The 24613-nt window shown below is 60.8% G+C and carries 19 protein-coding genes, 1 tRNA gene and 1 pseudogene; 13 read left to right on the top strand and 8 right to left on the bottom strand.

Going from position 1 to position 24613, the window contains the following annotated elements; genetic code table 11:
• Window positions 1-58: 58 nt before the first annotated feature.
• The 10 genes from AADH44_RS07770 to der all read left to right on the top strand — a co-directional run bounded on the left by AADH44_RS07770 (window position 59) and on the right by der (window position 9897).
• Window positions 59-1759 (top strand): CTP synthase, encoded by a 1701-nt coding sequence (locus AADH44_RS07770; RefSeq protein ID WP_341952160.1) that lies wholly within the window; start codon window positions 59-61, stop codon window positions 1757-1759.
• The gene (locus tag AADH44_RS07765) at window positions 1752-2381 is read left to right on the top strand and encodes an NUDIX hydrolase (RefSeq protein WP_341952158.1); all 630 of its coding nucleotides are present in this window, start codon (window positions 1752-1754) and stop codon (window positions 2379-2381) included. Before AADH44_RS07770 ends, AADH44_RS07765 begins: the two co-directional genes overlap by 8 nt.
• A gap of 22 nt (window positions 2382-2403) precedes the next feature.
• A complete protein-coding gene (locus AADH44_RS07760; RefSeq protein WP_341954955.1) occupies window positions 2404-3339 on the top strand; it encodes a site-specific tyrosine recombinase XerD in 936 nt (311 codons plus the stop codon).
• A gap of 150 nt (window positions 3340-3489) precedes the next feature.
• Window positions 3490-4377 carry a ParA family protein gene (locus tag AADH44_RS07755; protein WP_341952156.1) on the top strand — a complete coding sequence of 296 codons (888 nt, stop codon included), beginning with the start codon at window positions 3490-3492 and terminating at the stop codon, window positions 4375-4377.
• Entirely contained in the window at window positions 4361-5209 is an 849-nt protein-coding gene (locus AADH44_RS07750; protein ID WP_341952154.1) for a ScpA family protein, read from the top strand. Before AADH44_RS07755 ends, AADH44_RS07750 begins: the two co-directional genes overlap by 17 nt.
• Window positions 5199-5852, top strand: a complete 654-nt coding sequence (locus AADH44_RS07745) for an SMC-Scp complex subunit ScpB (RefSeq protein WP_341952152.1) — start codon at window positions 5199-5201, stop codon at window positions 5850-5852. The genes AADH44_RS07750 and AADH44_RS07745 overlap by 11 nt, the downstream gene beginning before the upstream one ends.
• Window positions 5839-6612, top strand: coding sequence for a pseudouridine synthase (locus AADH44_RS07740; protein ID WP_341952150.1), 774 nt, complete (start codon window positions 5839-5841; stop codon window positions 6610-6612). Before AADH44_RS07745 ends, AADH44_RS07740 begins: the two co-directional genes overlap by 14 nt.
• Window positions 6609-7691 carry a prephenate dehydrogenase gene (locus tag AADH44_RS07735; RefSeq protein ID WP_341952149.1) on the top strand — a complete coding sequence of 361 codons (1083 nt, stop codon included), beginning with the start codon at window positions 6609-6611 and terminating at the stop codon, window positions 7689-7691. The genes AADH44_RS07740 and AADH44_RS07735 overlap by 4 nt, the downstream gene beginning before the upstream one ends.
• On the top strand, window positions 7688-8362 hold the full coding sequence (gene cmk / locus AADH44_RS07730; protein ID WP_341952148.1) for a (d)CMP kinase: 675 nt from the start codon (window positions 7688-7690) through the stop codon (window positions 8360-8362). The genes AADH44_RS07735 and cmk overlap by 4 nt, the downstream gene beginning before the upstream one ends.
• Before the next feature lie 14 nt (window positions 8363-8376).
• Window positions 8377-9897 carry a ribosome biogenesis GTPase Der gene (gene der / locus AADH44_RS07725; protein WP_341952147.1) on the top strand — a complete coding sequence of 507 codons (1521 nt, stop codon included), beginning with the start codon at window positions 8377-8379 and terminating at the stop codon, window positions 9895-9897.
• 93 nt (window positions 9898-9990) lie between these two features.
• On the opposite strand, the gene AADH44_RS07720 is transcribed toward der, so the two are convergent.
• From AADH44_RS07720 to AADH44_RS07705, 4 genes are all read right to left on the bottom strand, one after another.
• Window positions 9991-11496, bottom strand: coding sequence for a DHA2 family efflux MFS transporter permease subunit (locus AADH44_RS07720; RefSeq protein WP_341952146.1), 1506 nt, complete (start codon window positions 11494-11496; stop codon window positions 9991-9993).
• 929 nt (window positions 11497-12425) lie between these two features.
• Window positions 12426-13826: an FAD-binding oxidoreductase gene (locus AADH44_RS07715; protein WP_341952145.1), complete on the bottom strand. Its 1401-nt coding sequence runs from the start codon at window positions 13824-13826 to the stop codon at window positions 12426-12428.
• A 142-nt stretch (window positions 13827-13968) separates the two neighbouring features.
• Entirely contained in the window at window positions 13969-15519 is a 1551-nt protein-coding gene (locus AADH44_RS07710; protein WP_341952144.1) for an aldehyde dehydrogenase family protein, read from the bottom strand.
• Window positions 15520-15527: 8 nt separating this feature from the next.
• Window positions 15528-17036: a cytosine permease gene (locus AADH44_RS07705; RefSeq protein ID WP_341952143.1), complete on the bottom strand. Its 1509-nt coding sequence runs from the start codon at window positions 17034-17036 to the stop codon at window positions 15528-15530.
• 442 nt (window positions 17037-17478) lie between these two features.
• Here AADH44_RS07705 and AADH44_RS07700 point away from each other — a divergent pair, with 442 nt between their 5' ends.
• From AADH44_RS07700 to AADH44_RS07690, 3 genes are all read left to right on the top strand, one after another.
• Entirely contained in the window at window positions 17479-18891 is a 1413-nt protein-coding gene (locus AADH44_RS07700) for a PucR family transcriptional regulator ligand-binding domain-containing protein (RefSeq protein ID WP_341952142.1), read from the top strand.
• Window positions 18892-18952: 61 nt separating this feature from the next.
• Complete coding sequence (locus AADH44_RS07695; RefSeq protein WP_341954952.1) at window positions 18953-19393, top strand: hypothetical protein; 441 nt, start codon at window positions 18953-18955, stop codon at window positions 19391-19393.
• Between the two features lie 169 nt (window positions 19394-19562).
• Window positions 19563-19636 (top strand) — tRNA-Pro (locus tag AADH44_RS07690).
• Between the two features lie 56 nt (window positions 19637-19692).
• Here the strand turns inward: AADH44_RS07690 and AADH44_RS07685 are convergent.
• The 4 genes and pseudogenes from AADH44_RS07685 to AADH44_RS07670 form a co-directional block, all read right to left on the bottom strand.
• On the bottom strand, window positions 19693-20862 hold the full coding sequence (locus AADH44_RS07685) for an IS481 family transposase (protein WP_341954951.1): 1170 nt from the start codon (window positions 20860-20862) through the stop codon (window positions 19693-19695).
• Between the two features lie 176 nt (window positions 20863-21038).
• The gene (locus AADH44_RS07680) at window positions 21039-22208 is read right to left on the bottom strand and encodes an IS481 family transposase (RefSeq protein WP_341954951.1); all 1170 of its coding nucleotides are present in this window, start codon (window positions 22206-22208) and stop codon (window positions 21039-21041) included.
• A 668-nt stretch (window positions 22209-22876) separates the two neighbouring features.
• A complete protein-coding gene (locus AADH44_RS07675; RefSeq protein ID WP_341952141.1) occupies window positions 22877-23797 on the bottom strand; it encodes an oxygenase MpaB family protein in 921 nt (306 codons plus the stop codon).
• 30 nt (window positions 23798-23827) lie between these two features.
• Window positions 23828-24215 (bottom strand): annotated as a pseudogene (locus tag AADH44_RS07670) (S4 domain-containing protein).
• Window positions 24216-24613 lie beyond the last annotated feature (398 nt).

Here is a 24613-nt window from a genome sequence, read left to right as displayed (position 1 = left end):
TAACGAAACGCCCCGACCCCGCGACATAAACGTCTGTCGTCGGATACGATAGAACCCCGTGGTGGACAATAAAAACGCGGTCGTAACAAAGCACATCTTCGTCACCGGAGGAGTCGTCTCTTCTCTCGGCAAAGGCCTCACGGCGGCGAGTCTCGGAAACCTGCTGACAGCACGCGGGCTCCGCGTCGTCATGCAGAAGCTGGATCCCTATCTGAATGTGGATCCCGGAACCATGAACCCCTTCCAACACGGTGAAGTCTTCGTCACCGACGATGGTGCCGAAACCGACCTCGATATCGGACACTACGAGCGCTTCCTCGACATCAAGCTCAACCAGGCGGCCAACGTCACCACCGGCCAGATCTACTCTGAAGTGATCGCCAAAGAACGCCGCGGCGAATACCTCGGCGACACCGTGCAAGTCATCCCGCACATCACCGATGAGATTAAGCGCCGTATGCGCCTGCAGGCCGCAGGGCCTTTCAACGATGACAACCCGCAGCCCGACGTGATCATCACCGAAATCGGGGGAACCGTCGGCGACATCGAAAGCCTGCCCTTCATCGAATCGGCTCGCCAGGTTCGCCACGAACTAGGCCGCAAAAATGTGTTCTTCGTGCACGTCTCGCTCGTGCCCTTCATGGCAGCATCCGGGGAACAAAAGACCAAGCCCACCCAGCACTCCGTTGCTGCACTGCGCTCGATCGGCATCCAGCCCGACGCGCTGGTGCTGCGCAGCGACCGCCCCGTCTCCGAATCCAACAAGCGCAAAATCGCGCTGATGTGTGACGTCGAAGAGGATGCCGTCGTTAACGCCACCGACGCGTCGAGCATCTACGACATCCCCGAAATGCTGCACAGCCAGGGACTCGACGCCTACATCATCAACCAGCTCGGCCTCGAAGCTAAGTCGGTGAATTGGGATGGCTGGAGCGAAGTTCTCGAAGCAGTGCACAACCCTAAGCACGAAACGACGATCGGTCTCGTCGGCAAATACATCGACCTTCCTGACGCCTACCTTTCGGTCACCGAAGCCCTTCGGGCCGGTGGATTCGCCAACAACGCGAAGGTCAACATCCGCTGGGTTGCCTCCGACGAATGCGAAACGCCTGAAGGTGCTGCCAAGCATCTCTCTGATCTCGACGGCATCATTGTTCCGGGTGGATTCGGCGTGCGCGGCATTGAGGGCAAGCTCGGCGCCCTCAAGTTCGTGCGCGAGAACGGCATCCCGGCCCTCGGTATCTGCCTCGGTTTGCAGTGCATGGTCATCGAATACGCTCGCGACATGGCGGGCCTCGAGGGCGCATCCTCCACCGAGTTCGATCCCGACAGCAAGTTCCCCGTCATCGCGACAATGGCTGAGCAGGTCGACATCCTTGCCGGGGGAGACCTCGGCGGAACCATGCGCCTCGGTCTCTACAATGCCAACCTCGAACCCGGATCGATTGTCGAAGAAATCTACGGCGCCCCGACCGCCGCCGAGCGTCACCGTCACCGTTACGAAGTGAACAACGAATACCGCCAGAAGATTGCGGATGCCGGACTCACGTTCTCGGGAATCTCACCCGACCGCACCCTCGTCGAATTCGTTGAGCTGCCCCGCGACGTTCACCCGTTCTACGTGGGAACTCAGGCGCACCCCGAATTGCTGTCGCGCCCGAACCGTGCACACCCGCTGTTCCGTGGGCTTGTTGCGGCAGCGCTCGAACGTCAGAAGTCCAGTCGCCTCTTTGAGGTGACTGAGCAGGACGATGCATAACGAACTCAGTGACGATCGTGTCACGCCACGACTGCTGAACACGGAAACGGTGTTCGCCGGTCACGTGTGGAATGTTGACCGTGAAAGTTTTGACCTCGATGGCTCAGCGATCACCCGGGAGTTCGTGAATCACACGGGTGCCGTTGCGGTGCTGGCGATCGATGAGCGTGACCGGGTTCTCCTCATCAAGCAATACCGGCATCCGGTGCGCCTGCGTGACTGGGAATTGCCTGCCGGCCTGCTCGACGTCGTTAACGAGTCACCGCTGCGTGCTGCGCAGCGAGAATTCGCCGAAGAGACCGATTTGCAGGCCGAGTCGTGGAATGTGCTCAGCGAAATGTTGACCTCGCCAGGGGGAAGCAACGAAGCGGTGCGCATCTACTTGGCACGCGGCGTGAGCATCACAGGCGACACTTTCGACCGCTCTGCGGAAGAAGCTGGCATCGAAATGCGGTGGGTTCCGCTGGAAGACGCCGTCGAAGCAGTACTGGACCGTCGTGTCCAAAACTCGATCCTGTGTGTGGGACTGCTTGCGGCCCATCTCGGGCGCGACCGAGGCTGGAACACGCTCGGCGATGCCGATGAGCCGTGGCCGCGGCATCCACGAAACTACGACCAGTAACCAGCGCGAGCAGCCGAGCCAGATGAGTGAGTCGACACGAGCCGGGGCGGGCAATGCGATCGCGGTCGCCTCTGAGCGTTACCTCCGTCATTTGGCTATTGAACGTGGGCTGTCTGCGAACACGTTGGCGGCCTACCGCCGAGATCTCGAGTCCTATCTCGGGTTTCTGGGCGAACACAATATTTCGACGCCCGACGCGATTACCGCGGATGATGTGACAGCTTTTGCGCACCGCTTGCGTGCTGATGTGGGGCGTCCACTCGCGGCATCGTCGGTCGCTCGAATGCTGTCGACCGTGCGCGGTCTGCACACGTTCTTTGTGGATGAATCGCTGGCGACCGTTGATGTTGCGCATGCGGTGGCGATTCCGAAACAATCGATGCGGTTGCCGAAAGCGATCACGATTGAGCAGATGACGACGGTGCTCTCCGCTTTTGACGGAGATGACGTGCTCTCCCTGCGGAATACCGCGTTGCTCGAACTGCTTTACGCGACGGGTGCACGCGTCTCTGAGGTGGTGTCCCTCAACGTCGACGACATGATTGATGGGGACATCGTGCGTTTGCTGGGCAAGGGTAATAAGCAGCGCATCGTTCCGGTGGGCAGTTTCGCGCAAGATGCGATTCAGAAGTATCTGGTGCGGGCTCGTCCGGCGCTCTCGGTGAAGGGGCCTTCTACGCCGGCGCTGTTCATGGGGGCGCGCGGAGCTCGGTTGTCGCGCCAAAACGTGTGGCTGATCATCCAAGCCGCCGCTGACAGGGTGCACTTGGGGGTCGATATTTCTCCGCACACCTTTCGGCACTCGTTTGCCACCCACCTGCTGTCGGGCGGGGCCGACGTTCGAGTCGTGCAAGAGCTACTGGGCCACTCTTCGGTGGCAACAACGCAGATTTACACAATGGTGACGGCCGATACTCTGCGCGATATGTACACGACAGCGCATCCGCGAGCCCGGTAAGCCGGCAGCACCGGGAGTATGCCGTGCGGCGCGGATGCTCGCGAGCCCGCGTGTCGTGCATCCAAACCCTCAACCTTTGGTAGAGGTGACCCTGCTGTGTCCGCGCGTGGGAGCGCAAGCTGGGGCGGATGCGCGAAGTAAACTTTTGCCATGACGAAACAGCGTGAGAGCGAATCGACGCTGGCAGGGTTGGATGTTCCGGCAATGGGCCCAACCGGCCGGCCGCTCACCATATTTCCCGAGCCACCTCCGCTCACGGGCCACGGGCCTGCACGCATCATTTCGCTGTGCAACCAAAAGGGTGGCGTCGGTAAGACCACCACTACGATCAATCTGGGCGCATCGTTTGCCGAGTATGGCCGTCGTGTGCTCGCTATCGATTTTGACCCTCAGGGAGCCCTTTCTGCCGGTTTGGGTGTGCCCACTCACGACGTGCCCACAATCTATGACCTGCTTCTCGGCACCATTAAGAATCCGGCAGAAGCGATCGTGCACACGAACATTCCCGGGCTCGATGTAATCCCGGCCAACATTGACCTGTCGGCCGCGGAAGTGCACCTCGTCAATGAGGTTGCGCGCGAAACAATTCTGGCGCGCGTACTGCGCAAGGTCAGCGACCAGTACGACGTGATCTTGATCGACTGCCAGCCCTCATTGGGCCTCTTGACGGTGAACGCGTTGACGGCGGCTCATGGTGTGCTGATTCCGCTGGAGTGCGAATTCTTTGCGCTGCGCGGTGTTGCACTGCTCGTTGAGACCATCGAGAAAGTTCAGGATCGACTGAACCCCGCCATCAAGCTCGACGGCATCCTGGCCACCATGTTTGATGCGCGCACGTTGCACTCGCGCGAGGTTCTTGAGCGCGTTGTCGAAAACTTTGGTGACGACGTCTTGGAGACCGTGATCGGTCGCACCGTGAAATTCCCCGACGCGAGCGTTGCCGGGGCCCCCATCACGACGTTTGCCCCCGACCACTCTGCGGCGCACTCCTACCGCCAAGTGGCGCGAGAGCTGATCGCCCGTGGCGCCGTCGCCTAGCGACGTGGAAGAGTCCGCGTCGCCCGCCCCGGGTTTCTCGGTCTCACTCAGCAACTTCAACGGGCCATTCGACCTGTTGCTTTCGCTGATCTCGAAGCACGAACTCGACATCACCGAAGTGTCACTCTCGCGAATAACCGATGAGTTCATCGCCTACCTGCGCGACTTCGAATCGAGCGGCGACGCTAGCGGCGACGGAATCGATGAGCTCGACCAGGCCAGCGAGTTTCTGGTGGTTGCCGCGACCCTCCTCGACCTCAAAGTTGCGGGACTCTTGCCTCAGGGCGAACTCGTGGATGCCGAAGATGTGGCCCTGCTCGAAGCACGCGACCTGCTCTTCGCCCGTTTGTTGCAGTACCGCGCGTTTAAGCAGGCAAGTGACTGGTTCTCGGGCCACTTCGATACGGAATCAACGCGCACGGTGCGATCCGTTCGGCTTGAGGAGAAGTTCCGCACGCAAACTCCCGAACTCGTGTGGACGCTCAGCCTCGACGATTTTGCGGCCCTCGCAACACTCGCGTTCACACCGCGAGAAATTCCGAGCGTGGGTCTCGACCATTTGCACGCACCGCTCATCAGCATCCGCGAGCAGGCAGCATATGTTGTTGCACTGTTGCGCTCGGGGGAGCCGCACACGTTCCGGCAGCTGATTGCTGGCGCGGAACTGAAGGGCGTGATCGTTGCGCGATTCTTGGCCGTGCTGGAGCTGTATCGCGGCTCCAATGTGGCATTCGAACAGATCGAGCCGCTCGGCGAACTGACCGTGCGCTGGACCGCGCACCACTGGTCAGACGATAGCCTCGCTAATCTGGGAGCTGATTATGGAAACTGACACTGCAATGACCGACACGGCAATCGACGACGTTCACATTGACGACACTGCGATCGACAACGCTCACCGTGAAGACCTTGAGGCCGGCCCCGCAGTCGATCTCGCCCGCGGGCTCGAAGCGATCTTCATGGTGGCCGACGAGCCCCAAAGCCTAGTGAGTCTCGCGACCGCGCTCAGTGCGCCCGTTGCGGAGATTCGCAAGACGATCAGCGCATTGCGAGCCGACTTTGATGGCGAACGCGACGGCCCGCGTCGTGGTTTTGAGCTGCGCGAAGTGGGAGGTGGCTGGCGCATTTACGTGCGCGCCGACTATGACGCTGCCGTGCGCGACTTTGTGTACACGCAAAACCCGTCACGCTTGAGTCAGGCTGCGCTCGAAACTTTGGCCGTGATTGCGTACAAGCAACCGATTAGCAGGGGAGCCGTTGCTGCGGTGCGCGCCGTGAACGTTGATTCTGTTGTGCGCACGCTGCTGGGTCGGGGACTTATTACGGAGGCGTTTACCGATAACGAGACGGGCGCCATCCATTACGAAACGACGGAGCTCATGCTCGTGCAATTGGGGATCAACTCCATCGCCGAGCTACCCCTAATCTCGCCGCTATTATCTGATGGTTCGGACGGTTTTGATGAACAACGCTAATGGCGAGAGCCCCAGCAATCCCGAAGGTGAACGCCTGCAGAAAGTGATGGCCGCCGCTGGCGTCGCCTCGCGGCGAGTGTGTGAGGACTTGATCTACCAGGGCCGCGTTTCGGTCAACGGTGAGGTGGTGGACGCGGCGGGCCGCCGCGTGCTGCCGACGGATCGTGTGACCGTTGATGGCACCGCAATTCAGCTCGACACCACCAAACAGTATGTGATGCTCAACAAGCCCGTCGGCGTGGTGAGTTCTATGGCCGATGAGAGTGGTCGCCCCGATCTGCGTGAGTTCACTCGCGAGTATGACGAGCGCCTCTTCAACGTGGGCCGTCTCGACGCCAACACCTCGGGCCTCCTCATTTTGACGAATGACGGCGAGCTGGCGCACATTCTCGCTCATCCCTCCTTCGGCGTTTCGAAGACGTACATTGCCAAAGTTGAGGGCGTTGTGAGCGCCCAAACGATTGCGAAGCTCACGAAGGGCATCGAGCTCGACGATGGGCCGATTGTCGCCGACAAAGCGCGGGCGTTGGGCCGAGCATCCGGCAACGAAACAATGGTGGAGGTCACCCTGCATTCGGGCCGCAACCACATTGTGCGTCGGATGTTGGATGCCGTAGGTCACCCGGTGATCGACCTCGTGCGTCGCCAGTTTGGCCCCCTCAATCTCGGAAGCCTGCCGGTGGGCCGCACGCGTGACCTCACGAAGGCGGAGCTCGGTGCTGTTTTGACAATCGCCCGCAACGCGGAAGTGCAGTCGTGAATCTGGGCCGTATAACCGGGCAGGTGCGCATCGTTGGCGCCGGCTTGCTCGGTGCGAGCATCGGTCTGGGCCTGCGTGCTAAGGGCGTCGATGTGATTGTGCATGATGCTTCGCGCAGCACGCTGAATCTCGCCATTGATTACGGTGCCGGTCGTGCACCGCAGCCCGATGATGCACCAACGCTGGTGATCGTTGCGGTCCCGCCCGATGTGACGGCAGAGGTTGTTGCGCGCGAACTGGCGGCCTGGCCCCGAGCAACGGTGACGGATGTCGCGAGTGTGAAGGTGGGAGTGCTCGATGAGCTGATCGCGGCGGGCGTCGATCTCGATCGCTACGTCGGGTCACATCCTCTTGCCGGACGCGAACGTGGTGGCGCTAGCGCCGCTCGCGCTGATTTGTTCATTGGTCGGCCGTGGGTCGTGGGCCGGGGAGAACCGTTCCGCCGCCGTGCGGTTGAGGATGTCGTGATCGAGTTGGGCGCGATTCCGGTTGCGATGTCCGCCTCAGAGCACGACAACGCGGTGGCTCTGATTTCGCACGTTCCGCAGGTGGTGGCGAGTTTGCTCGCGCACCGGTTGGCGGGAGCATCCGAAGCCGCTGTTGCCCTTGCCGGTCAAGGACTGCGTGACACCACCCGTATCGCGTCGAGCGCGCCTGAACTGTGGGTGCAGATTTTGGGGGCAAACTCGGGGCCGGTTGCCCACATTTTGCGTGAGCTTCAGGCCGAGCTTGGAGTTGCGATCGATGCGCTTGAGACACCGGATGCTCCCGGTGCACGCCGCGCGATCGCCGAGCTGCTGGCCGGAGGCAACACGGGCGTCGCTCGCATCCCCGGTAAGCATGGCACGAGTAAGCACTTCAGCCAGCTCGTTGTGATGGTGGATGACAAGCCGGGGGAGTTGGCACGACTGCTTACCGAAATCGGCGAAGCGCAGGTGAACATGGAAGACTTGAGGCTTGAGCACTCACCGGGTGCCCAATTCGGTTTGGCCGAAATCTCGGTGTTGCCCGAAAAAGAGGCCCTACTTATTAGCGAGCTTGAGGCTCGTGGTTGGAAGATTGCGGAGACTTTCGCGTGAACAAGAACCCGTCGTTTGTTGTTGTGGCCGTTGATGGCCCGGCCGGCAGCGGAAAATCGAGTGTGTCGAAAGCGACCGCTCGTGAGCTCGGCTTTGACTACCTCGATACGGGTGCCGCCTACCGCGGGTTGGCCCTGCACTGCCTCGACCGCGGTGTTGACACTCTCGGCCCCGTCGATGTGATCGAGACCCTCCCACGCTTCGAGTACACGATCGGGATTGATCCCGACAACTACTTTGTGAAGGTTGGTTCGGAGATCGTGACCGACGACATCCGCGAACCTCGCATCACGGGTGTTGTGTCGAATATTGCGCGCATTCCTGAGGTGCGCGAATTCATGGTTGAGCTCTTCCGCAGCATCATTGCTGGCAGCCAAAAACCGGGCATTGTGGTCGAAGGGCGAGACATCACCACGGTGGTTGCCCCGGACGCTCAGTCGCGAATTCTGCTTACAGCCAGTGAAGAAGCTAGAATGGGAAGACGTGCGGCCGAACTCTCCGGAGAGTCGAGCGCGACAACGGCGCAACAACTCAGTTATCGAGATGCGCAGGACTCCAAAGTCGTGGACTTCATGAACGCCGCAGAAGGAGTCATCACAATTGACTCCACCAATCTTGACTTCGATCAAACCGTGACGGCCGTCGCGAGTTTCGTTCGCTCCAGCATGTAACCAAAGGACTACCCATGGCCGATCATTCGCCCGCCGAAGACGACTTTCCCGAACTGAATCCGGCGCTCGTCGAACGACTTTCTGGCATGAACGAGGACGAAGCCGCGCAGCGCACTTCTGCTTTGCGCGCCGGCCTCAGTGACTACGAGCTCGACGATGAGGACCTCGATGTTCTCGACTCGGCGAGCGAAGACCCTGATGCGATCTACTACCTTCCCGCCCTGCCGGTGCTGGCGATTGTTGGCCGCCCGAACGTGGGCAAGTCTGCACTTGTTAACCGAATCATCGGGCGTCGTGAGGCTGTTGTTGAGGACACTCCCGGTGTCACTCGCGACCGTGTGAACTACAAGGCCGAGTGGAACAACCGCCACTTCACAATCGTTGACACTGGCGGTTGGGAGCCCGACGCTAAGGGCATTGACGCATCGGTTGCCGCTCAAGCGGAGATCGCTATCGATCTTGCCGACGCTGTGCTGTTTGTGGTGGATGCCACGGTCGGCCCCACTTCAACCGATGAGCATGTCGTGCGCATGTTGCGTGCCACCAAGAAGCCTGTGATTCTGGTGGCCAACAAGGTTGACGATGTTCACCAGGAGTCGGATGCGGCAGCACTCTGGAGCCTCGGACTCGGTCAGCCCTGGCCTGCCTCCGCCGTGCACGGCCGTGGTGTTGCTGATCTGCTTGACCATGTGCTCACGGTTCTTCCGGAGATTTCGACTGTTGCGAAAGAAGAAGTGGGCGGGCCTCGGCGCGTTGCTATTCTTGGCCGCCCGAACGTCGGCAAGTCAAGCCTGCTCAACAAGACTGCTGGTGAAGAGCGTGTTGTTGTCAACGAGCTTGCGGGCACGACTCGTGACCCGGTTGATGAGCAGATTGAGCTTGGCGGAAAGTTTTGGCGCTTCGTTGACACTGCGGGTATCCGTCGTCGTGTCGCTTTGGCTCAGGGTGCAGACTTCTACGCAACCCTGCGCACGAGTGCAGCGTTGGAGAAGGCTGAAGTCGCTGTTGTCATCTTCGATGTGAGTCAGCCGCTGAGCGTTCAGGACTTGAAGATTGTTGACCTCGTGTTGGAATCGGGCCGTGCGCTCGTTCTGGCTTTCAATAAGTGGGATCTTCTCGATGACGAACGTCGTGACCTGCTTGAACGTGAAATCGATAAGGATCTGTCGCATGTTGCGTGGGCTCCTCGCGTGAATATTTCGGCCAAGACTGGCCGCCACATGGAGAAGCTGGTTCCGGCGTTGGAGTTGGCGTTGGAATCGTGGGATACCCGCGTTCCGACGGGTAAGTTCAACGCGCTTCTGGCGGAACTCACGCAGGAGCACCCTCACCCGCTGCGTGGTGGCAAGCAGCCGCGCATCCTGTTTGGTACTCAGGCGTCAAGCCGTCCGCCCACGTTTGTGCTGTTCACGACCGGGTTCTTGGACCCGCAGTACCGCCGTTTTATTACGCGTCGGTTGCGTGAGATTTTCGGCTTCGATGGCACGCCGATTCAGGTCAACATGCGGGTGCGTGAGAAGCGTAAGCGCAAGTAGTTTGTGAAATGGCCAACGGCGAGTCACCCTCTTTCGAGGGTGACTCGCCTTTTTGCGTTGCGTGGGTTAGGCGGGTTGCAGGTTGTTTGTGGGCTAGTGGCCTGCGGGTGCGTTCGCGGGTGTCAGTTCGGAGTCAGGGCGCTTGACGAAGAAGGTTGCGACGACGGCGAAGAGGGAGATGATTCCGCCGGCCATGAAGGCGAGGCGTACTCCTCCGGCGAGGGCGACGGTGTCGGTGGCGCCATCTGAGGCTAGTGCGACTGACTGAACGGTCAGGAGGGCGATGAACAGTGCTGTTCCGGCGGCTCCGGCGAGTTGTTGCACGGTGCCGATGGTGGCGCTGCCGTGGGAGTACAGGTGGGGTTTGAGGGATCCCAAGGCGGAGGTGAAGAGGGGGGTGAACATGAACGCGAGGCCGATGCTCATGGGGATGTGGATGGCGACGACCATGAAGGGTGGGCTGCTTTCGGTGAGCATGGTGAAGCTCCAGAGCGCTGCGCTCACGAGAATTGCGCCCGGGATCATGAGGGGGCGTGGTCCGACTTTGTCGTAGAGGCGCCCGACGATGGGCCCGAGGAGCCCCATGATGAGGCTGCCGGGGAGTACGAGGCGTCCGCTCTGGATGGGTTCGAGTCCGAGAACATTTTGCGTGAACATGGGCAGCAGGATGATGGTGCCGAAGAGTGCCGCCATCATGACCATCATGAGGCTAATGGAGATGGCGAAGCCGGGGGCAGCGAAGGTGCGCAGGTCGAGTAGTGCACGGTCAGTCTTCTGGAGTTTGAGCTGACGAATGATGAACAGTGCAAGGCTGATGGCGCCGGCCGTGATGGGGATGGCGGGGGCGATGAGCACTTCGCCGCTGGCGGATTCTCCGAGGCTGGAGAGCCCGTAGATGAGGCCGGAGAATGCGATGGCGGAGAGGATGACGGAGAGCACGTCGATCGAGACTTTGCGGGGGTCAGTGACGTTGGTGACTTTGGTGATTCCGAGCACGAGTGCGATGACGGAGATGGGTATCATGACGATGAAGACCCAGCGCCAGTCGAAGACCGCTAGGACTAGTCCGGCAACGGTGGGCCCAACGGCGGGTGCCATCGACATGACGATGGATACATTGCCCATCGTCTTGCCCCGAGTTGCCGGCGGCACGAGTGTCATCACTGTTGTCATGAGGAGGGGAAGCATCATGGCGGTGCCGGAGGCTTGGATCACACGTCCAACAATTAGTACGAAGAAGGTGGGAGCTACAGCGCCCAGCAGGGTACCGGTGGTGAAGAGGGACATTGCGGCGATGTAGATGCTGCGGGTTGAGAAGCGTTGGATGAGGAATCCGGTGATCGGAATCACCACCGCCATCGTCAGCATGAAGGAGGTCGACAGCCATTGGGCGGTGCTCGGCTCTATCCGCAGGTCGGCCATGATGCGGGGGATGGCGACCACGAGGGAGGTTTCGTTGAGGAACACCACAAACGTAGCCGCGAGCATGAGCGAAATGACGAGGCGGTTGCGACCGCTGTTGTCGACTGCAGTCTCGGACCCGCCTGCTCGCCCCGCGAGAAGCGGGATGCTGCCGGTAATCGGCGCCGTACTGGTCATGAGAATCCTGTCGTGTCTAAAGCGGTAGGACGAAGCAGCAGCCGGGTTTGAGAAGGGCGCACAGATCTTGCGTCATCTTTATTGTTACCGAAGCCAACGACATCCGGCGGTGAAATAGTCCACAATCGCTTCCGCTGGAGGCGAACACGTGGCCGAGCCATCCCGCTATCGTGAAGACCAGGTCGGGTAGGGTGACCTGCCGTCTGCCTCGGTGCGAGCGTTCATTGGCCCGGAGGCGATTATCGGGCTGAGTGCGGAAGCCCAGACCCCTTCTAGAGACTCAGTTTTTGCATCGCCGTGTTTGTGGGTCCCTTCGGTCTCTCGCCATCCCTTTGATTTCGAATCTGCTGACGTTCGTATGGGGGTATGTGGGTGAGTACGGATATTATGTGGGGGCAATCCGCTAGCAACGGTTTAATTTTGAACACTTTGCGGCCGTAACCGGTCATTAACCGTTCAGAACGGCGACAGGGCACTCCGTCGTCGCAGTTCACCGGGTCGGATCTTCGAGCCCCGTCGAGTCTTTTCATCGGTGATGTTAACGATTTGGCGCGATGTCGCGAGTCCTATGCGCCCGGAGGGCTACCGGCAACTCGGCAACCATTTCGTCGGCCACTGTAGTGTCACGACATGCCCCGCGCGATCCATTTGCGTTCGTCTCCTCTCCGTGGCCTCACCAGTTCCGGCCCCATGCAAACGGTGGTTCGGCAGCATACCTGATGCGCCAAGCGCCCCTTCCAATTTGTTCACATCTCGCAGGCGAACTGCTCCCTTCGCTGGTGGCTGCGGGTCACTGCCCTATAGATTCGCTGTGGTTTTGGGATGCCGCCAGCGTGCGTTTAGCTGCAACCCGCTACTCGGGCTGGTAGCCTCGAGTGGTGTAGTGGGCACGAATGCCGCACGCGAGGAAGTGCTCGTGATCGATGCTCTCAACGACGCCCGCTGATGACGGTTGCGAAACGGGCTGCCGGATGGGTCGTCGCTCGCCCTGACGCATATTCTCGCCGGTCCGCGAAGCGGTAGGCGGTGTATAGGGTCGCTGCCCCTAACCAGCGGAGCGGTTCGAACTCCCAGTTTCGAGAGCGATGACCTACCCACGGCAGACTAGTAAGCGGGGTGCTCTCTCCGAGCAGCAGATCACGCACCGTACGCGCCGCGAGGTTCGTGCCCGCGAGTCCGTGACCGACATAGCCGCCGGCGAACGCAATGCCGGTGCTGGGATCGTAGGTCACGCCCGCGGTCCAGTCGCGGGGCACGCCGAGCACGCCCGACCAAGTGTGGTGCAGTTTCGTCTCGGTGAGGCCAGGGAAGAGTTCGAGGAGGCGTACTCCGAGTTGTCCAACCGCCTTCTGTGAAGTTCGGCCGTCTCGGTCGAAGCTCGACCCGAAGTTGTAGGGAACGCCGCGGCCACCGAGTGCGATCCGTCCGTCGGCGGTGCGCTGGAGGTAGGAGAAGTTATGAGCCATATCGCCGAGAAGTTCGCCCCCGCGCCATCCGATCGACTCGAGTTCGGAGTCGGTGAGTGGCTCGGTCACAACCATGCTGCTGTTCATCGGCAGCAGGCGGCGACGCTGCCCGTCGAGCCCACAGGTGTACCCTTCCATGGCTTGGACGATGTGCTTCGCACGGATGTCTCCACGGGTCGTCCGAACGGTGTGTGGCCCGATTGCTGTCGCAGCGGTGTCCTCGTAGATCGTCACTCCAGATTCTTCGACGACTTGCGCAAGGGCGAAGGTGTAGCGGGCCGGATGAACGCGCGCGCAATGCGGTGTCCAATATCCCCCGCGCGCGCCAGCCACAGTGATCCGCTCGGCGAATTCCGCGGGCCCTAGCTCGACCAGGTGATCGCCGGCCCAGCCCTCCTGGCGCAGGACTGCGAGCGAGGAGCGCATCCTAGTCAATTGGGCGTTGCTCGTAGCGACATGCAGCAGTCCGTCGTGGACGATGCCGTCGCCGAAGCCTTCCGCGGTCGCAACGCGCACCGACTCTTCGACGGCGCTGAACATCTCCTGTTGCAGTGCAATCGCCGCGGGTGCTCCTGCTGCACGCGCGTAGTGCCGAAACAGACCGGCCGGTTTAGCGCTCATCCATCCGCCGTTACGGCCGGATGCACCGAACCCTGCGAAATCCTTCTCGACGATCACGATCTCGAGTTCGGGACGCGCGCGCTTCAGGTAGTACGCGGTCCACAACCCGGTGAGCCCTGCGCCGACGATCGCGACATCCGCCTCCCGGGATCCGGAGAGCGGGAGTCGCCGCTCGGGACGGCCCTCGCTCTCCACCCAGTAAGACACACCTCCATTGCGGAAGCCCGCACCCAGCGTCGTCATCAGTTCATGTCCTCACTGTTCCGTTTGCGGAACGAATTGTCGAACGATCTGTCGAGAGTGCGCGCGCGGACCCCGCAGGACGTTGCTATTGAAATAGAAATCGAGTTCTGACTTTGTTCTCTAATATGAGCAGTGACGTGATCTACCATGCTTCCTCGTCAGAGTACGGAAACCACCAGAAGTCCTGCTCTGACATATTCGGGTCTATCATGACGAGCTTGGTGTGGCGGAAGGCGTCAAGACCTTCAGCACCCAGCTGACGGCCGATGCCGGAAAGCTTCCGTCCACCAAACGGCCCCGCATCGTTGTCGAGCAACGGCGCGTTAACCCACACCATGCCGGAAACGATCTCGCGCTGAGCGCGGTCAATCTCAACTATGTCTCGCGAATACAGTGTCGCCCCGAGTCCGAACTGCGTTCCATTGGCAATCGTCAGCGCCTCGTCGAAGCTCGACACCTTGTAGACCGGCGCCACTGGGCCGAACACCTCTTGCGAGTACAGATCGAACTCCGGAGTGCAGCCCTCGATGACGGTCGGTGTGAAGAAGTAGCCGTCGGCGAGTTCACCATCAAGCGCGGGGCGCGACCCGCCGGTCACGATACGCGCACCCTGCTCGACGGCGCGCTCAAGAAGACCCTCGACGCGTTCGCGTTCGCGGGCATTCTCCATCGCTCCGATGTCCACACGGTCAAGTCCGTGGCCAAGCCTCAGCTGTTCGACGTTTCGAACGAACGCGGTGAGGAAATCGTCGTAGACGTCCTCGTGCACGAGAATCTTCTCCGCCGAGGTGCACACCTGCCCGGCATTGAGGAACGCGGCGAACGTTGCGGCACGAGCGGCGACTTCAACCGGCGCCGAAGGCATCACGATGAACGCATCGCTTCCGGACGCCTCGATGAGGTGCGGCTTGAACATGTCGGCACAGGTGCGGGCTACTGCCCGCCCGGTAGGGACGCTACCCGTGAACGCCACCATATGTGAGTTCGGATGACCAACGAGCTGCTTGGCGGCTTCGGCGCCTCCCGGCACGCACTGCACAAGGCCTTCGCCGAGCTCCTGGAAGAGCTCGACGAAGGCGAGCGTGCAGAGGCTTGCATTCTCCGATGGCTTCACGATGACCGAGTTGCCTGCGGCAAGTGCCGCAGCAGCAGACCAGACCAGCAATAGGAAAGGAAAATTTGCGGGCAGGATGATGACCACCGTGCCCATTGCCTCCTTAATCGTGAAATGGGTCTGGCCAGGGGTTGCCGTTCCATGGATGGTGCCGATCGAGTGTCGCCCGACTTCGGCGTAGTAATCGATCGCTGACGCAGACCAGCTCATTTCATCTGCCGACTCCTTGAACGGCTTGCCTGTCTCGAGCGTGAGGATCTCAGCGACGAGACGGGTGTGCGTGCGAATCTTAGAGGCAACCTCGTGCAACATTTCCGCTCGCACGAGCGGAGTGCACGCATTCCACACACGCTGCGCGACCTCGGCCGCGGCGACCACCTCCTCGACCTGTTCCTCGGTCGGATCGGTGAAGCTGCCAAGTTCCCGAAGCGTCGCCGGATCGAGGACAAGCTGCCGGTGGGCGCCCGCCGCCGGACCGAGCCCTCGCGGGCCGAGCAGACAATCGGATACCCGTGCAAGGAGCTCAGCCGCCTCGGAAGACGGTCCGAACGAAACGGGAGTATCGGTGCCAGTAGACATGTCGTTCCTTACTCGACAGGACGCGCGATCGCGTCGATGCCTTTGTCAGCCTCAGCGATCGTGTCGAGCTCCGCGGCGAGGTCGAGATTCCGGCAGAACAGCCAGTAAAGTACGCCGCCGACCGGGATTCCGACGAAGAACGCGATGTCGACCCCGCCGAGTGCCTCTGCAATCGGACCCTCGTACAGCCCAGGGATGTACATGAACGGGCTCATAGCGATGACCGCCGCAACATAGGCGACGATCCCCCTCCAGCTCCACAAACCGTACATACCGCCGCGCCGAAACATCTCCGTCACCGAGTAGTGTCCGCGCCGCACGAAGAAAAAATCCGTCAGATTCACAGCGGTCCATGGGCCCATAAGGTAGGCGAGTACGATGAGCACGGTGTACAGGTTGTTATAGAGGTAGTCGGTTGGTACGAGCGCCGCGGCGACAGCGCCTGTCAGACCCACAATGAGGATCGTGATTACCCGAATCCGGCGTGTGGGGCGCACCGGGCGAATGCTGTCAAGCGCGGTTATGAGCGTGAGCGAGCCGCCGTAGACGCACATCGCCATGAGTCCGATCAGGCCGAGCCCACCGGCGATGAGGACGAGCTCACCAAGGCCGGGGAATACCAGCTTGCCCGTCTCCACAAGGCCCACAGCGAAGCCTGTCGCGTCTCCTTCAAGGCGTCCCGACAGTTCCGGCGACGATTCCAACAGCGACGGCAACAGCGACGCGGCTACGGCACCGATGGCCATGAATGAGAAGAGCCCTAGGAAAAGTCCCCCTGAGGTGGTGGCAACGATCGTGCTCCGCTTAGTGTCGTACGGCATGTAGCGCGAGTAATCCGACACGAAGAACGCCCAGGTCAGTTGGTATGCTGCGGCAGCGGTAACCACGGCGAGAAACGGTCCCACCTGGAAAGTGCCCATGAGGTTGAAAAACTCCGCCGGGATCTGTCCGAGGACACTCAGTCCGATTACGTATATGAGGATTACCGCCACGAGCGCGTAGCTGATGTAGCGCTGCGCGGCGTGCAGCCAGTGGTAGCCGAAGATCGCGAGGATGATAGCCACAAGGCAGACCACAATGGCCCACAGGGGCGCGCTTCCCCAGCCAAGTCCCTCGGCTGTTACGCCTACCAGGTTGCCACCGAGCACGACGTAGCCCCAGTAGACGACAATCGCCATCGCCCAGATGAAGAGCGCTCCGTATCGTCCGAACTGCGGGCGCGACTGGACCATCTGTGGGAGTCCGAGGTGCGGCCCCTGCGTTGCATGGGCCGACACCGGGATCGTCCCGAGGATCGTGCCGAGAGCGAGCCCAATGAGAGTCCAAGCGAGGTTGAGCCCGAGCCCGATTCCTATTGCGCCCGTCGCTATGGTGAGTAGCTGCGCGCTTCCGGCAAACCAGACGGTCGATTGGTCGAACAGGCGGCCTCTGCGCTCGCCTTGGGGCACGTAGTCGATGGATCGGGTTTCAACGCTGGCGAGAATGCCAGTCTGCGTGGGTGAGTTATTTGTGCTCACGGGTTCGCACCTCCTTGTGTAAACCGAGTCCGGCGGACTCTCTGACAGCCCAGTATGGGCGAGCGGCACGCTAAGAGGAACTGGACGATAGTTTAGTTTTCGTCTCTATCTTGATACTTGAGTACATGAATTGAGAATCAAATGATCGCCCGTGAGAGGCGCCGGGCCCGGCAGAATGGATGCAGCCACGGCTGCGCCGAGCCGATCTTCGCGCAAAACCCAGTCTGATGGAGCATCGACACCGGCTGGCCAGTCAATGCCGAAGAACTTGATTCTGATCACAGCAGTTGGTGGCCTAGCCTGCTTTTCAATGACGTCACCAGCGTTCATTGAATCGTCCACGCTCGCACGTGCCGTTCCGGCTAGGTTCGCTCACTCGTAATTTGAACTGAATCGTTCGACAGTCCGATTTGTAAACGGATCTCATACTATGATGCAGGCCATGGCCGCACAGTCGAAGACATTGAGGGTCGATGACATCGTGTCAACGACGAGCCTTGATGTACGGGTACTCGCTGGAGGCTCCGGGTTGGCCCGGGATGTGCTCTGGGCGCACAGTTGCGAAATGAAAAACCCCGATCAGTGGCTAGGTCCACACGAATTGCTCATGACGGTGGGGCTCTGCGTTCCTGCGGCGCCCGCGGATCAAGTCGCCTTTCTGAGACGACTCGATGAGGCGGGCCTTGCGGGCCTGATGATCGGGGATCACGAAGAAACCGCACCTCCGATCTCGGATGAAATGTTACGAGAGGCGAACCTCCGCGGCTTCCCGGTCCTGCTCGCTGGTGCGCAGACGCCCTACGCCGTCGTTGCGCGACATGTCGCGGCGGCGAACACCTCATCGCAGACCCTCCAGGTACTCAAGCTGAGCAAGCTCTACCATCTTGCAGCAAACGCCAATGAGGATGCTGAGGGCCTCGTCCACGATCTCGTGGCGCTGCTCGGAATCGGAATCCGAGTGGAGGATCCGATCACCGGCCTGCCCATTCTTGCTGCCGACCTCAGTCGTGCTCACGTGGATCTGATAAACCGGGATTACCCACTACGCGGTGCCCACGCGGCGACACTCATCATCTCCGAGCACCCAGGTGAGGAGCTGGATAGCTTCTTGCTCGTGCACGTCATGAAAGTGCTCGAAGTGACGATCGAGCACATCCTCAACGCCGCCGATCGCCGCGCTGAGATCGCCGCGCGCGTCATGCTGTCTCTTCTCAACGGTGCGCAGCCGCCCGAATTCGATGAGTTGCTCGCCCCGCACAGCGTGTCCACCGGGTTTCAGATCGCCGCGTTCGCCGTCGCGGACGGTGATCGCGTTGCCCGTGCTGTAGCACTGCGCGAGCTTCCAATCGTTGTGGGAGCAGGTCGGACGAGCAACCTCGCCCTGATCCCGATCGACCTCGTACCGGAGATTCGGAAACTGATTGAGGGAAGCAATGTGCGGTTCGGAGCGTCATCGGTGTTTACCGACCTTCATGACGTCCGCATCGCCGCCGAGGAAGCGGCGAAGGTCCTTGCTGCGGCACAGCATAGTGACCGTGCTTGGACCGAATTCGAGGGCACCACCATCTCCGTGCTCGCGAGGTCGAACCGGGAAGCCGCCGAGATCATCACGGGGGTACTCGGGCCGCTAGCCGAGACCGCTAGCGGAGCGAATCGTCTCCGCGAGACCCTCTTCGCCTATCTACGGAACGACCGGAGGTGGAACGATACCGCCAATGAGCTGGGCATCCATCGGCAAACCTTGTCCTACCGACTGAACCGCATCGAGGCGGAAACCGGCTCCACGGTCACGAAATCATCTGATCTATCCGCATTTTGGATCGCCTACCAGGCGTGGGAAGCCATGCGCGGTTGACAGATACGCGACACCTACCTGTTTGAATCCGCAACCCCACGCGATCGAGTAGGACTCCTAGATCTCCAAACACTCAGAAGTCTCGGGATCGCTGAACCCACGCGGACCTCACCCTCTAACGTCCCGCACGGCCGACGGTGAACTCTTTGGAGCACAACCCAGTGCGACAACGACGTCGCACCTCAATCGCTTGCCCGCCACACCAGCGCGTGGTGACTATGCGGTGCTTGTGGCGGCCCTGCTGCCGTGCTTCTGGGCGTACCATGACGTAGGTTCGCGCCTGCGCGCATTGGTGCAAGCCGAGCACCCCGACGCGAATCAGTTGACGGCTTATGCCGATCAGGAGTTCACGGATGCTAGGGAGCAGGCCATCACGATTGAGGGGGCGCTCGCGGCAGACGCTACTCCGCAGGTTCGGGAGGCGATGATAACGGGTTTCGTGGCGTCGACGGAGCATGAACGCGAGTTCTTCGCTGCTGCGTTTGGTGTCGCTTTGACCTGAACTGGCGTCCGCTTCCATTCGGGGTCTCAATGTGAACGCGAGTACTCAGATTCCACGGTAAGCTATTTGAGTTGTCACGGGCTGTGGCGCAGCTTGGTAGTGCACTTGACTGGGGGTCAAGTGGGTTTACCACTCTCCGGTCGGCCCAAATAACTGAAAATCAATGTCGCGGGCTGTAGCGCAGCTTGGTAGCGCACCTGACTGGGGGTCAGGGGGTCGCAGGTTCAAATCCTGTCAGCCCGACAATGTGATGTCGCAAGACATCGGAATAGTTCGAACCCACGGTTTGTGGGTTCGGACTATTTTTTTGTGCCGGCGGCTTGGTAGTCGCGGTTGAGGTCGATTGTGAGCTCCCGCAGGATCTCTCCGGTGGCGGCGTTGATGACGGTGACGTCGAGTTCTTGGATGAGCAGTGTGACGTGGGTTCCGGCGTGGGTTCGGCCGATGCCGATGTGACGCAGGTGGCCGGCAACGCGAAGGCTGACGGTGCCAGATTTGTCGATGCGGTCGTGGCGGACGCGGTTGTGGGAATCATCGCGTGGGGTGCTGCTGGGTGTGGCTTTGATGCTGGTTGTGTAGGCCGTGAATGGTGTTGCTCGGTGCTCTAGCGAGCGGTGTGGGCAACGCTGGTTGTATTCGTCTGCGAACTCGTCCAGCAGCAGTTGCAACTCGGTGATCGTGGTGGGTTGGCACGGTTGCGCTCGAAGCCATTTCTTGAGTGTTTGTTGGAAGCGTTCGACTTTGCCCTGAGTTTGCGGGTGATGGGGTGAACCATTCTTTTGCGTGATCCCGAGGCGGAAGAGTTCGGTTTCTAGGCTCGTGCGGCCGCCACTGTTCTTGCCGCCGGCGAGGCGCACGGTGTAAACCATTCCGTTGTCGGTCAGCGTTGACGCCGGATAACCGTGCCGATGAGCGGTCTGGGTGAAGCTCCGCAGCACGATCACGGCAGTGATGCGGGCGTGTGCTGAGAGGTGTAGTGCGTAGCGGGAGTGGTCGTCGAGCCAGGTGATGATCTCGGTATCTGCGCCAGGTTGCCCATAAGGGGTGCTGAGGCGGTAGTGGGTGAAGTCTGACTGCCAACACTCGTTGGGTTGATCGGCCGCGAAGTGGAGGTAGGAACTCTTCGGACGCTTCTTCGGTTCTGCCTCGACGAGTCCGTGCCGGGTCAGGATGCGGTGGATGGTGGCACGGTTCAGGGTGATCTGGTGGGTGTGAAAAAGGTGCCAGCCGATGGTGTCAGCACCGGCATCCAAACCAGCGTTGTCGAGCCGTTGTCGCAGGGCGATCACGAGCTCGATCACTGCCGCTGGTGTTGCAGTGGGGCTGGTCTGAGGGCGGCGGGATCGCGGCTCGAATGCCGCCTCTCCCTCGAGGCGCCAGCGGGTCATCAGTTTCGAGATCCACCCTTGCGAAACGCCGTAGCGGCGGGCGACATTGGACTGGGATTGACCGGCAAGAACGGCGGTGATCGACGAGGCGCTGTTTGCTCATGCCTCAGCCTGAGCGTATGCCTATGACCTGCGACAGGGTATTCCGATGTCTTGCGACACCCTATTCCTATGTCCTGCACCAGAACACTGTCAGCCCGACAATGTGATGTCGCAAGACATCGGAATAGTTCGAACCCACGGTTTGTGGGTTCGGACTATTTTTTTGTGCCGGCGGCTTGGTAGTCGCGGTTGAGGTCGATTGTGAGCTCCCGCAGGATCTCTCCGGTGGCGGCGTTGATGACGGTGACGTCGAGTTCTTGGATGAGCAGTGTGACGTGGGTTCCGGCGTGGGTTCGGCCGATGCCGATGTGACGCAGGTGGCCGGCAACGCGAAGGCTGACGGTGCCAGATTTGTCGATGCGGTCGTGGCGGACGCGGTTGTGGGAATCATCGCGTGGGGTGCTGCTGGGTGTGGCTTTGATGCTGGTTGTGTAGGCCGTGAATGGTGTTGCTCGGTGCTCTAGCGAGCGGTGTGGGCAACGCTGGTTGTATTCGTCTGCGAACTCGTCCAGCAGCAGTTGCAACTCGGTGATCGTGGTGGGTTGGCACGGTTGCGCTCGAAGCCATTTCTTGAGTGTTTGTTGGAAGCGTTCGACTTTGCCCTGAGTTTGCGGGTGATGGGGTGAACCATTCTTTTGCGTGATCCCGAGGCGGAAGAGTTCGGTTTCTAGGCTCGTGCGGCCGCCACTGTTCTTGCCGCCGGCGAGGCGCACGGTGTAAACCATTCCGTTGTCGGTCAGCGTTGACGCCGGATAACCGTGCCGATGAGCGGTCTGGGTGAAGCTCCGCAGCACGATCACGGCAGTGATGCGGGCGTGTGCTGAGAGGTGTAGTGCGTAGCGGGAGTGGTCGTCGAGCCAGGTGATGATCTCGGTATCTGCGCCAGGTTGCCCATAAGGGGTGCTGAGGCGGTAGTGGGTGAAGTCTGACTGCCAACACTCGTTGGGTTGATCGGCCGCGAAGTGGAGGTAGGAACTCTTCGGACGCTTCTTCGGTTCTGCCTCGACGAGTCCGTGCCGGGTCAGGATGCGGTGGATGGTGGCACGGTTCAGGGTGATCTGGTGGGTGTGAAAAAGGTGCCAGCCGATGGTGTCAGCACCGGCATCCAAACCAGCGTTGTCGAGCCGTTGTCGCAGGGCGATCACGAGCTCGATCACTGCCGCTGGTGTTGCAGTGGGGCTGGTCTGAGGGCGGCGGGATCGCGGCTCGAATGCCGCCTCTCCCTCGAGGCGCCAGCGGGTCATCAGTTTCGAGATCCACCCTTGCGAAACGCCGTAGCGGCGGGCGACATTGGACTGGGATTGACCGGCAAGAACGGCGGTGATCGACGAGGCGCTGTTTGCTCATGCCTCAGCCTGAGCGTATGCCTATGACCTGCGACAGGGTATTCCGATGTCTTGCGACACCCTATTCCTATGTCCTGCACCAGAACACCGTCAGCCCGACAGAGGGGTTCTTCTAGATACTGTTCTAAGAACCTAAGGACAAAAAACCCTCCCGGGCAATCCGGGAGGGTTTTCCTCATTCATGGGCAGGTGTGTGGGAGCGAGTCGGTGCCCCGCCAGGTTCGCAGCGGTGCCTGTGTGATGGGAAGAATGATTGGGATTTGCCGGTTCGGCGAAATCATCGTATAGGCATTCGTCCAGTCGGCGTCGCGGCTGAACAGCGTAGATTTGGTTCTACGTCCACCTCGGAGTAGAGCGCGAACGCAGATCCCAGACCGTCGTACGCATCATCGAATCGCTAGATGCGCCTCAGTAGGTACGGGGAATGATCGTGTGAACAATGATTCGAGCATGCCCCGCGCCACTGACCGAGGTTAGTCCTTGCGCTTGTTAGCGGCCTTATCTTTCTTGTCAGCCCGCTTCTCTTTGAGAGACTTGCTGGCTACAGTCTTGGCTGTGGCTTTCTTCGGTGATTTATCGGCCATGACGTTATCCTCCTGTGAGCCGAATGGCTCGTTCCCCGAGAGTACCCCGCCAGCGGTGTCCGGTCATGCCTGTGCCCCGTGGTTCAGACCGAATGCCGTTTCACGCTCGATGCGGGCGAGTCGCGCGCGGGCCGCATCTTCGCTCGTGGATGACCTGCCAAGAATTCGTCCGACAGAACGCAGCACGACGCCCGTCGCCCAGATCACGGGAAGTCGCGATCGACGAAGGCCGAGCAGTTTGCGGTGTTCTTCGGGCAACGACGCGACAGCTCCCGCGAACAGCACCCTGTACGCGGGCAGCATCGAGCGGCGAAGGGGAGGATTCCGAATGAATCGCACGGCTTCGAGAACGCGATCGTCGCTTTTGAGCACGGGTCGGAACCCGTCGATCTGTGCTTTCAACTCAGCGCGGGACCGTGGCGGATGTTGCACCCCAACGAGTTCGCCGGCCACCGCCCACTCACTCACGTACTGGTCGGCACCGCCCGGAATAGGCGGCCCCCACAGCTCGTGGCAGCCGAGGAAAGCGTCGGTGAAGACGGCGTGCACCCAAGAAAGCAGCTCCTGGTCGCCTGCGGTGTACGGGCGATCGACACCCTGCGCGTCTATGTAGGTTCCCGCGACTCTGTTGTGGTACTTGCCGACGCGGGATGACTCGAGTCTCGCCTGCTCGGTGCCGGCGAACGTGACCGTGATAAGCCACTGGATGGTGCCGGAGAGCCGCCCAAGCGGATCTTCCTTATACCTCGACCAGTCGTGAACGCCAGCCATCGCTCCTGGATGAAGCGTCTGCATGAGCAGTGCCCTGATTCCGGCAACGAGCGTTCCCATACCACCGTGCACCGCCCAGGACGCAGAATCCGGGCCGAAGAAACCGACGTCGTCACCCTGTTCGATACGACTGACCCATTGAGGGCGCCCAGAACTATCGCCGGAGAATGTCGTCAGAAGGTGCGATCGCCAGGAGTCTGAAATTCTACCCATTATCCGACGATAACCCGGATTGCTGGGAGGTCAGTTGAGCTCGTCAGGTATCCGGCCCCGTAGCTTCTCCATATCGCGACGCCCGCGCTCAGTGGGTTGACCTGCACCCCGGTCGCGGCGGGGGAGCATGGCCACCGCTTCGGGCGCTGGCAGGGGAGGGCTGGTATCGGTGTAGGCCTCAACAGCGGACCACAGCTCCGACCCGTTTCGAGATGATCTCGCGCACCATCAGGATGCGATCAAAGCCCGCGATTCTCACCCTCACCGCCTCTCCAGCTTTCACCTGCTGGGCGGCTTTCGCGCGGTCACCGTTAACGCGGATGTGGCCGGAACGCGTGGCTGCAGTTGCGGCAGAGCTGGTTTTGAACACCCTGACGGCCCATAACCAGCTGTCGACGCGCGCTGTGATGGCAGTCATCGTCGGCTGCTGAACGTGTCCGGCCTGGCGAGACTCGGGTTAGACGGCTGCGACATCCATCCTCCATTTCACGAGCCCGGAGTCGGCGCGCACGACCTTCGGCAGCCGCTCGCGGGGCACGGCTGCTGCCGCGACGGGTTGGGGCGATAGGCCGGAGGAATAGTCACAGCACTACCCTCGCGCGGGATCAGTCCCCGGTCGAGAGCACCCTACGCTAATCGACATCGTCGCCTCGCCCTCCCTGATCGTGAACCGACTCACAACGAGACTGGCAAAGAGGGGAGGGGGGCAAGTGCTCATCTCGTATATGTTCCTCGAACTCCGCGCGGCTCCACTGTCCATCAACACTGTCGCAGCCCAGAGCGCACCGCTCCTCAATGCGCATCTCCGCCTCTGAC

Source organism: Salinibacterium sp. TMP30 (genome assembly GCF_038397785.1).
Classification (GTDB): domain Bacteria; phylum Actinomycetota; class Actinomycetes; order Actinomycetales; family Microbacteriaceae; genus Rhodoglobus.
Note: the sequence above shows the minus strand (reverse complement) of the source record. Positions and strands in the feature narration are given on the sequence as shown.